8 protein-coding genes are annotated in these 9,399 nt (G+C 66.5%); all 8 read right to left on the reverse strand.

What is annotated here, in order from left to right:
• Positions 1 to 16 precede the first annotated feature (16 nt).
• On the reverse strand, positions 17 to 901 hold the full coding sequence (locus tag QEG70_RS12080; protein ID WP_308720906.1) for an outer membrane protein assembly factor BamD: 885 nt from the start codon (positions 899 to 901) through the stop codon (positions 17 to 19).
• 82 nt (positions 902 to 983) lie between these two features.
• Entirely contained in the window at positions 984 to 1,940 is a 957-nt protein-coding gene (gene lpxC / locus QEG70_RS12085; protein WP_374762598.1) for a UDP-3-O-acyl-N-acetylglucosamine deacetylase, read from the reverse strand.
• A gap of 158 nt (positions 1,941 to 2,098) precedes the next feature.
• Positions 2,099 to 3,610, reverse strand: coding sequence for a cell division protein FtsZ (gene ftsZ / locus QEG70_RS12090; RefSeq protein WP_308720907.1), 1,512 nt, complete (start codon positions 3,608 to 3,610; stop codon positions 2,099 to 2,101).
• Between the two features lie 78 nt (positions 3,611 to 3,688).
• Positions 3,689 to 5,095 (reverse strand): cell division protein FtsA, encoded by a 1,407-nt coding sequence (ftsA, locus tag QEG70_RS12095; protein WP_308720908.1) that lies wholly within the window; start codon positions 5,093 to 5,095, stop codon positions 3,689 to 3,691.
• Positions 5,092 to 6,027, reverse strand: a complete 936-nt coding sequence (locus QEG70_RS12100; RefSeq protein WP_308720909.1) for a cell division protein FtsQ/DivIB — start codon at positions 6,025 to 6,027, stop codon at positions 5,092 to 5,094. Before QEG70_RS12100 ends, ftsA begins: the two co-directional genes overlap by 4 nt.
• Entirely contained in the window at positions 6,024 to 6,962 is a 939-nt protein-coding gene (locus QEG70_RS12105; protein WP_308720910.1) for a D-alanine--D-alanine ligase, read from the reverse strand. Before QEG70_RS12105 ends, QEG70_RS12100 begins: the two co-directional genes overlap by 4 nt.
• Positions 6,959 to 7,930: a UDP-N-acetylmuramate dehydrogenase gene (gene murB / locus QEG70_RS12110; protein ID WP_308720911.1), complete on the reverse strand. Its 972-nt coding sequence runs from the start codon at positions 7,928 to 7,930 to the stop codon at positions 6,959 to 6,961. The genes QEG70_RS12105 and murB overlap by 4 nt, the downstream gene beginning before the upstream one ends.
• The gene (murC, locus tag QEG70_RS12115; protein ID WP_308720912.1) at positions 7,927 to 9,375 is read right to left on the reverse strand and encodes a UDP-N-acetylmuramate--L-alanine ligase; all 1,449 of its coding nucleotides are present in this window, start codon (positions 9,373 to 9,375) and stop codon (positions 7,927 to 7,929) included. Before murC ends, murB begins: the two co-directional genes overlap by 4 nt.
• Between the last annotated feature and the right edge of the window lie 24 nt (positions 9,376 to 9,399).

A 9,399-nucleotide genomic window follows, 5' to 3' on the forward strand; every position in this document is an offset into this window, starting at 1 on the left:
GGATCGTTGGCGGAAATCAGAAAACCGAGTGCCACGCCCGCTGGAAGATGTTGCGCCCCTGCTTGTTGTCCTTGCCGTCCACGCCCTTGATCAGGTGGTGGGCGCGCAGATGGACGTAGGCATCTTCGTACCACTTGCTGCTGGGGTAGTTATAGGCCAGCACGGAGCCGGTCTTGCGGGCCTGTTCGAGCAGGCCCATGTCCAGATAGACTTCGACCAGCCGCTCGAGTGCCTCGGGCACGTGGTTGGTGGTCTGGAAATCCTGCACTACGCGCTGGTAGCGCCCGGCGGCGGCGGGGAAGTCGTTCTGCTGCTGGTAGTAGCGCCCCACCAGCATTTCCTTGCCCGCCAGATGGTCGCGGCACAGGTCGATCTTGAGCTGCGCATCACGGGCATAAGGGCTCTGGGGGAAGCGGGTAATCACCTCTTCCAGCGCATCCATGGCCTCGATGGTGCCCTGCTGGTCACGCTGCACGTCGGCTACCTGCTCGTAATAGCATAGCGCGCGCAGGTAGAAGGCATAGGCGGCATCGGTGCTGGTGGGGTGCAGTTCCAGAAAGCGGTCAAGCTGCTGCACGGCTTCGGGGTATTTGTTGAGCAGGTAGTTGGCATACCCTTCCATCAACTGCGCATTGGCCGTGTACTGCGAGTAGGGATAGTTGCGCTGCAGCGTGTCGAACTGGTTGACCGACAGCAGGTAGCGGTCCGAGCGCAGGGCATCGACGCCGTTATTGTACAATGTCTCGGCCGAGCCGACGCGCGGCGCGCGCTCGTTGATGGTGCTTGCGCTGTTGCCGCATGCTGCCAGCAGCCCTGCAAGGGGCAGGAACGCCAGCCAGCGTGCCGGCTGACAGGGCCTGCGCGAAGGCTGCGGGGTTTGATGTGATATGCGTGCGAACATGCCAGCTCTTCCAGTTACGGGAGCTTTATATCATGTGCCGGGTGTGGGTGAAGTCTCCGCGTGCGGATTTCGTGCGCCGTCATCATGCGGCCTGCGTGCAGGGCTGGCCCGCAGGCGTGCTGGCGGGGGCTGCATGCCAGTTCGCCTTGTCGGCAAACAGCTTGCGCAGCAGGCGATTATTGAGGGTATGGCCCGATTTGTGCCCCCTGAAATGCCCCTCGATCAGGCCACCGGCCAGATACAGGTCGCCAATCGCATCAAGCACCTTGTGGCGCACGAATTCATCCGGGTGGCGCAGGCCGGCGGGGTTGAGCACGCTCTCGCCATTGACCACGACGGCATTGTCGAGCGAGCCGCCGCGCGCGAGGCCTATGGCGTGCAGGTGCTCGATCTCGGGCTGGAGCACGAAAGTGCGCGCCCGGCTCAGTTGCTCGCGGAACAGGTGGCTGTCAACCTGCGTTGCATAACGCTGCTGGCCAATGGCTGCCGCGGGAAAATCGATGGAAATATCAATGCCCAGCCCCGGCTGCGTGGCAGGGGTGAGCTCGGCAAACGCGTCGCCTTCTTCCACCCGCACGGGCCGGGTTACATGGATCTGCGGGCGGCGGGCTTCCTGCCGCCTGCGGCCCGCGCATTCGAGCAGGAACACGAACTCGGCGGCTGAGCCATCAAATACCGGGATTTCCGGTCCATCCACCTCGACAAGCACGTTATCGATGCCACAGCCCGCAAGGGCCGCCATCAGGTGTTCCACCGTGGCAATGCGCGCGCCCTGTGGGCCGTGGCCAAGCACCGTGCTCAACTGGGTGTCCACCACCGTGTCATACCGGGCGGTGACAGGTGGCATGGCGCAATCGGTGCGGTGAAAGACGATGCCGGTATTTTCTGCCGCGGGCGAGAGGCGCAGGCTGATTCGCGCGCCGGTATGCAGGCCGGTGCCCACGCTACTGATCGGCTGGCTCAGGGTATGCTGCATCTGCCCATCATGGCTGGATGGCGGCATGAAGGGAAAGTGTGCGGGCGGCACCATGCCGTTCATTGCCTGTATCCTTGACGGTAAGGTGGGGGAACTCGCGCTAACTGGCATGGGCTCATGCTAGCGCCTTGTTTCCCGTCGGAACAGTCAAGGATTATTGCCTATTGTTACCTGTGCGCAAGTAATTGGCGCGGCCCGCAAGGGCCGCGCCAGGGTTCGTGTCAGTGCGAGCGCCGACGCAGGAAGGCAGGGATATCAAGCCCCCCGTCATCAGGCGGCGTGGCGTTGCCCGGCGCGGGCGGGGCGGGAGGCTGCGCCATGGGCTGCTGCTGCACCGAAGGCTCGGTGCGCTGGGGCTGCGGTGCCTCGGGCTGCGGCGGGGTGGAATGGCGGCGCAGCGCCCCGGTCACGATTCCGAACAGGCTGCGGGGCGGGGCCTGTGGCTCAGGCGCCTGGGGCGGCCTGGCGTTTTCCGTAAACAGGGGCGAGCGGGGCGAACCGCGCTGCGCCTGCGGCGGCACTGCGTTCGGCGAGGGCGCGCGTGGCGGCGCGCCAATCGGGCGCTGCGCGGCACCCGGAGCTGCGGCATGGCCGGGCCGGGGTGGGGCCGCGGGGTGCTGCAGCGGGGGCGCGGCCGGAGACTGGGGTGCAGTCTGTGCCGTGGCGGGGGCTGCAGGCGCTGCTGCTGCTTCCGGCGCGGGCTGCGGCGCGTTTGCGGGTTCCGCTGCCTCGGCAGGCTTGGGCGCGCTGCGGCCCGCTGGCGGGTTGTCGATGCCCGTGGCCACGACCGAGACGCGGATCTTGCCATTGAGCGAGGTGTCGATGGCGGAACCGAAGATGATGTTGGCGTCTTCCGCCACTTCCTCGCGGATGCGGTTGGCCGCCTGGTCCACCTCGAACAGCGTCAGGTCCTCGCCGCCCGTGATGTTGATGAGCAGGCCCTGCGCGCCCTTCATGGAGGTGTCTTCAAGCAGCGGGTTCGAGATCGCGGCCTCGGCGGCGGCAATGGCGCGGTTGTCGCCCTCGGCATCGCCCGTGCCCATCATCGCCTTGCCCATTTCCGCCATGATGGTGCGGATATCGGCAAAATCGAGGTTGACGAGGCCCGGCGCCATCATGAGGTCGGTCACGCCGCGCACGCCCATGTACAGCACGTTGTCCGCCATCTTGAAGGCATCGCGCCAGCTCGTGCTCTCATTGGCCATGCGGAACAGGTTCTGGTTCGGGATCACGATCAGCGTGTCAACGAACTGCTGCAGCTCGGCAATGCCCGCCTCGGCCGACTTGGTACGGCGCATGCCCTCGAACATGAAGGGCTTGGTCACCACGCCCACGGTCAGGATGCCGCGCTCGCGCGCCATGCGGGCAATGACGGGGGCCGCCCCCGTGCCGGTGCCGCCGCCCATGCCCGCGGTGATGAACACCATGTGCGCGCCATCAAGGTGGCGGGAGAGTTCATCGCACGCTTCCTCCGCCGCGGCGCGGCCGATTTCTGGCTTGGCGCCTGCGCCAAGGCCCTGCGTCAGGTGCGGGCCAAGCTGGATGCGGCGGTCGGCCTTGCTGTGCGAAAGCTGTTGCGCATCAGTGTTGGCGACGATGAATTCCACCCCCTGCAACTGCGACTGGATCATGTTGTCCACCGCGTTGGTACCACCACCGCCAACCCCGATCACTGTAATGCGGGGGGTGAAATCGGAATGATTCTGTTGCGGGATGGTCAGGTTGAGGGTCATGCTGGGCTCCCGATGGATGGGGGGTAGGCGTGCGGGCATACTAACGGCAAAAGTACAATAAAGGGTTTCCGCGCAAGATCATACCCTATCACGTATGAAATCCACAAAACGTCTTACAAGGCCGCCGGGGCGGGCGTCGCGCGTGTCGGGCTCGCCCATTTCATCAGCAGCGCCCGCAGCCCAGGCCAGCAGTCCGGCCGATGTGGAGAACATGGGCCATGTGGCCGAGTTTTCAGGCAGGCCCACAATGCGGCGCGGGCGGCCAAGGCGCACCTGGCGGTTGAGGATGCGCGCCGCCATGGGGCCGATTCCCTCAAGCAGCGAGCCGCCGCCGGTCAGGATCACGCGGCCGTCGGCCGCAGGCCCCACGGCTGCCATTTCCAGCCTGTCACGTATCATTTCCAGGGTTTCCTCCACGCGCGGATGTATGATCGAAACGATCTTTGAGCGTGAAATTCTGACATAATGATGGTCGTTATCGCCAATCAATTGCACGAGGATGGGGTCGCTATCATCGCCCGCGAGCAGTTCGGCCGAGCCATACATGGTCTTGAGCCGCTCGGCGCTGTCGATCGAGGTGGAAAGACCCTGCGCAATATCGCGTGTGATATGCAGCCCCCCCACCGGAATCGTGGCCGTGTGCAGCAGCCTGCCCTCGCCAAACACGCCGATCGAGGTCAGCCCGCCGCCCATGTCCACCACGGTCGCGCCGAGGTTGCGCTCGTCCTCGCTCATCACCGCAAGCCCCGAGGCCAGCGGGGAGGACACCATGCCCGCGATCTTGAGTTCCACGCGTGACAGGACGGCCTCGAGGTTGCGCAGCGCCGTGGTGTTGGCGTCGATCACATGCAGCCGTGCCGAGAGCAGGTCGCACAGGTGCCCGCGCGGATCGAGTACTTCCTGCGTATCGTCCACCGCATAGTCGAGCGGCAGGGTATGGATGGCCGAGCGCCCCTCTGAGATGGCGCGCAGCCGCCCTTCGGCAATGATGCGGCTGACATCGCCCTGCGTGACCTCGCGCCCGCCAATGGGCCAGCGTGCATTGATGTGACGGCTCTCGGGGTGGCCGCATGACAGGTTGACGAAAATCGAATCGCGCCGCTCCGTCGCCATGTCCTCGGCCTGCGCCACGGCGTTGCGTATGGCCGATTCCGCCTCGCGCAGGTCCACGATCCCGCCCGAGCGCACCCCGTGCGAGCGCCGCCAGCCATGGCCGAGGATGCGGATGGTGTTGTCAGGCTCGCCGCGCCCGATCAGGCAGACAATCTTGGTCGAGCCGATGTCAAGCACGCTGAACGGCCCGGTGCGCAGCTTGCGCGTGGGCATGCGCTCGGCGGCGGGCACAAGGGTTGCGGGCGCGCGCGGGCGGGGCACGCGCGCGGGCACGGCAGGGCCACGGATGGCCGGTACCGCAGGGGTTGCCGGTGTGGTCGTGCGTGTTGCGGGAAGGGTCGTCCTGACCGGTCCCGGCACTGGATACGTCATGCCCGCCTCCGTCTCAGGCCGTTATCAGGGTCAAGCCATGGCTGCACGGGTGCCTGGTCGCTCGTGGGGGCCGCCTGTGGCGGGCCATCGCCCTGGTCGGGTCCGTTGCTGTTGTCATTTGGCGTCACGGGGTTCTCACGGATGATCAGGCGGTCTGGCAGGCGCATGTCTATGGCGATAACGGGCCGGTCGAGTATTTTTATGGTTTCCTGCATTTGTGCAAGGCGCTTGAGCGCTGCCACTTCCTGTCCTTCGGGCAGCAGGATGGTCGTGCCGTTGCGCAGCGTCAGGTTCCACCGGCGCTGCCCCACGCGGGCCGCGGCCACGACATGGCTGCTCACCTCGGGCTGGGCCGTGAGTTCATCGATCATGGCGGCAGCGGCAAGATTGGCGTCGGGTCCGACCACGAGCGGCAACTGGCGGAAGGTCTCGGCATCCTTGCCGGTCATGCCCTTGTCGCGCACCTGGTTGCCTGCCCGGTCGATCAGCATGAAATGACCGTGATTCTGCCACACCGCAAAGGGCTGGCGCTCGAACAGATGGATGACAATGGTGCCCGGCAGGTGGCGCTCGACCACGGAATGATCGACAAAGGGCAGAGCGTCGATGCGCTCGCGCGCCGCCTTGACCGAAAAGCCGAGAATGAAATCGCCCGTGCGCACGCCCAGCGCTTCCTGCAGTGCGTTTTCGCTGGTCAGCACGCAGCCGGTCACGTCAATCTCGGTCACGCGCAGCGGCAGCATGTTGATGATCCGGCCCCTCAGTGTGGCAAAGCGCGGGTCCGAGCCGACATGACGCAGCGCCATGACGCCGCCCGCCACCAGCCCCACCAGCACCAGTCCCAGCAGGGCCGGGCGGATCAGGCGTTTCTGGCGGCGCAGGAAGATCGAAAGCCTTGATGGGCGGTCGCCGCTGTCGGTCGGTCGCCTCATGTACGGCAGGTCGCCTGGTCGATCATCCACTGGCACAGCGTGGCGTAGTCCATGCCGCAGGCGGCAGCCTGCTCGGGCAGCAGCGATGTGGGCGTCATGCCCGGCTGGGTGTTGGTTTCCAAAATCACGAGGCGGCCGGGCAGGTCGGTGCCTGCCGTGTCATCGTAACGGAAATCAGTGCGGCTTGCCCCCCGGCAGCCCAGCGCGCGATGGGTGGCCAGCGCCAGTTCGCGCGCCTGCTCGAAGGCGGCGGGATGAATGCGCGCGGGCAGTTCGTGGCACGAGCCGCCCGCGGCGTATTTGGCCTGGTAGTCATAGAAGGTGGGGCCGCTGCCGGTGGGGGTGATGTCGGTCACGGTCAGGGCGCGGTCATGCAGCACGCCCACGGTCAGTTCGCGGCCGGGAATGTATTCTTCCACCAGCATCCGGGGGCCGAATGTCCAGCCGCGTGCGATCTCGGCGCGGCGGTTGCTGCCTGCGCGGATGATCTCCACGCCCACCGATGACCCCTCATTGAGCGGCTTGACCACGTAGGGGGCTGGCAGCGGGTCGGCGGGTTCGAGTTCGGCGGGGGTGAGGCACATCCCGGTGGCGATGGGCAGGCTGGCTGCGGCAAACACGGCGCGGGCGGCATCCTTGTCCATGGCGGTGGCCGAGGCCCGCACGCCGGAATGCGTGTAGGGAATGCCCATCCAGTCGAGTATGCCCTGAATCGACCCGTCCTCGCCAAAACGGCCATGCAGGGCGTTGAACACGACATCGGGCTGGCTTTGTTGCAGGTCGCGCACCAGGGCCAGCAGGTCGGCGGTGGGGTCGATGACATGCACGTCATGGCCAAGGCCGCGCAGCGCGTCCGCCACGTTGCGCCCGCTATCGAGGCTGACCTCGCGCTCGGCGGAAAGACCGCCCATCAGCACGCAGATGCGGCGTTTCATGTGTTATCTCCCGTGCCTTGCGGGGCAGGCCGCCCGATGCGCTTGATTTCCCACCGCAGCATGACCGCCGTATGGTCATGCACGCGCTGACGCACGACATCACCAAGACGTTCAAGGTCGGCGGCGGTTGCGGTGCCGGTATTGAGCATGAAGTTGCAGTGCTTCTCGCTGATCTGGGCACCACCCACCACAAGCCCGCGGCAGCCTGCGGCGTCGATCAGTTCCCATGCCTTGCGCTCCGATTCGTCGGGTGCGGGGTTGCGGAAGGTGGAGCCGCCGGTGCGCGCGCGCACCGGCTGGGCGCCCTCGCGCGCGGCACGGATCTCGTCAATGCGCTGGCGGATGACGGCAGGCGGCGCCTCCTGCGCGTTGAGGCGCGCGCGCACCACCACGGCCTGCGGCGGCAGGCTGGCATGGCGGTAGCCAAAATCAAGCGAGGCGGCAGGCAGGCGCAGCAGTCCGCCATCGCGGGTCACGATTTCCACCCAGTCCAGCACCGTAGCCATGTCCGAGCCGTAAGCGCCCGCGTTCATGGCCACGGCCCCCCCGATCGAGCCGGGAATGCCCGCCAGGAATTCAAGCCCCGACAGGCCTGCTTCGGCCGCATGTTCGGCCACGGTCATGTCCAGGCAGGCGGCCCCCACGACCAGGCCATCGCCATCGCGCCGGATGGTCGAAAAACCACGGGCGAGGCGGATGACCAGCCCGTCAATCCCGCCATCGCGCACGATCACGTTCGAGCACGCGCCCAGCGGCAGCACCGGCACCTCAAGCGGCAGGCGGCCGAGCACCTGCGCCAGGTCCTCGGCACTGGCGGGCTGGAACAATAGCTCGGCCGCCCCCCCCACGCGGAACCATGTGCGCGGGCCGAGGGCGGCCTGCGGGGTCAGGCGCCCACGGGGGCGGAATTCGTCCGTGTCCAGAACCTGCGCCCATTGAGGCAGGGGAGTGGCGGGGTCAGTGGTCATGAATGGGCATCCGCCTTCTGGGCGGGGGCATGGGCAATGCCCTGCAGTTCCGCAAGCTGGGCTGGCAGCGCCTGTGCCCAGTTGGTGATGCTGCCAGCACCGAGGCACACCACGAAGTCACCGGGGCGGGCGATGGCGTTGATCATTTCCGCCAGATGCTCAGGCCCCGGCAGCGGCACGACCGAGCGGTGCCCGCGCTCGCGCAGGCCCTCGACCAGCGCATCGCGGTCGATGCCCTCGATCGGCTGCTCGCCGGCGGCATACACATCGGCAATGATGACCGTGCCCGCGTCGTTCATGCAGGTGCAGAACTCGTTGAACAGGCTCTTGAGGCGCGAATAACGGTGCGGCTGCATCACCGCGATCACGTTGCCCGCGCCCGCCTGGCGTGCGGCCTTGAGCACGGCGGCGATCTCGACGGGGTGGTGGCCGTAATCGTCGATGATGGTGATGCCCCCGGTCTCGCCCGTGCGGGTGAAGCGGCGCTTGACGCCCCTGAAGGCGGCAAAGGCCGAGCGGATGGTGGCATCGTCGATTTCCATCTCGGTGCCCACCGCAATCGCCGCCAGCGCGTTCTGCACGTTGTGATGGCCGAGCATGGGCAGGCGGAACGGGCCCGCCCGGCGCGAACGGTTGCGGTTGCGGTTGGTGATCACGACCTCGAAGGTGGCGCCAAGCTTGTCGGTAATCACCTTTTCGGCGCGTACGTCGGCCTGCGGCGAGAAACCGTAGGTGACGATGCGGTGGTCGGACAGGCGCGGGATCATCTGCTGCACGGCGGGGTGGTCGATGCACAGCACGGCAAAGCCGTAGAACGGAATGTTCGACACGAACTGGTCATACGCCGCCTGCATCGCCTCTTCCGTGCCCCAGTGGTCGAGGTGCTCGGGGTCCATGTTGGTCACGACCGTAATGACCGAAGGCAGGCGCAGGAACGAGCCGTCGCTCTCATCGGCCTCGACCACCATCCAGTCGCCCGAGCCCATGCGGGTGTTGGTGCCGTAGGCTTCGATGATGCCGCCATTGATGACCGTGGGGTCAAGCTTCGCGGCCTCGAGCACGGCGGCGACAAGGCTGGTGGTGGTGGTCTTGCCATGTGTGCCGCCAACAGCCACCGACCAGCGCAGGCGCATCAGTTCAGCCAGCATCTCGGCGCGGCGCACCACCGGGATCAGGCGCGCGCGCGCGGCCACCACCTCGGGGTTGTCGCGCTTGACGGCAGTCGAGGTGACCACCACCTGAGCCCCGCCAAGATTGGCCGCGTCATGGCCAATGGTGACGGGAATGCCGGAAGCACGCAGGCGGGCTACATTGGCGCTCTCGGCAATGTCGGAGCCCTGCACCGCATAGCCAAGCATGTGCAGCACTTCGGCAATGCCGGACATGCCAATTCCGCCAATGCCGACGAAATGAATGGTGCCAATCGAAAGGGGCAGGGCTCTCATCTACTCAGGTCTCCGTATTCGCGC

The sequence above is a fragment of the Komagataeibacter xylinus genome (assembly GCF_031081985.1).
GTDB classification, from domain to species: Bacteria; Pseudomonadota; Alphaproteobacteria; order Acetobacterales; family Acetobacteraceae; genus Komagataeibacter; species Komagataeibacter xylinus_E.

What these genes read in the sequence shown, in the direction of transcription:
- QEG70_RS12080 (WP_308720906.1), bottom strand. Translation starts at nt 901, where the DNA reads ATGTTCGCACGCATATCACATCAAACCCCGCAGCCTTCGCGCAGGCCC.
- lpxC (WP_374762598.1), bottom strand. Translation starts at nt 1,940, where the DNA reads ATGAACGGCATGGTGCCGCCCGCACACTTTCCCTTCATGCCGCCATCC.
- ftsZ (WP_308720907.1), bottom strand. Translation starts at nt 3,610, where the DNA reads ATGACCCTCAACCTGACCATCCCGCAACAGAATCATTCCGATTTCACC.
- ftsA (WP_308720908.1), bottom strand. Translation starts at nt 5,095, where the DNA reads ATGACGTATCCAGTGCCGGGACCGGTCAGGACGACCCTTCCCGCAACA.
- QEG70_RS12100 (WP_308720909.1), bottom strand. Translation starts at nt 6,027, where the DNA reads ATGAGGCGACCGACCGACAGCGGCGACCGCCCATCAAGGCTTTCGATC.
- QEG70_RS12105 (WP_308720910.1), bottom strand. Translation starts at nt 6,962, where the DNA reads ATGAAACGCCGCATCTGCGTGCTGATGGGCGGTCTTTCCGCCGAGCGC.
- murB (WP_308720911.1), bottom strand. Translation starts at nt 7,930, where the DNA reads ATGACCACTGACCCCGCCACTCCCCTGCCTCAATGGGCGCAGGTTCTG.
- murC (WP_308720912.1), bottom strand. Translation starts at nt 9,375, where the DNA reads ATGAGAGCCCTGCCCCTTTCGATTGGCACCATTCATTTCGTCGGCATT.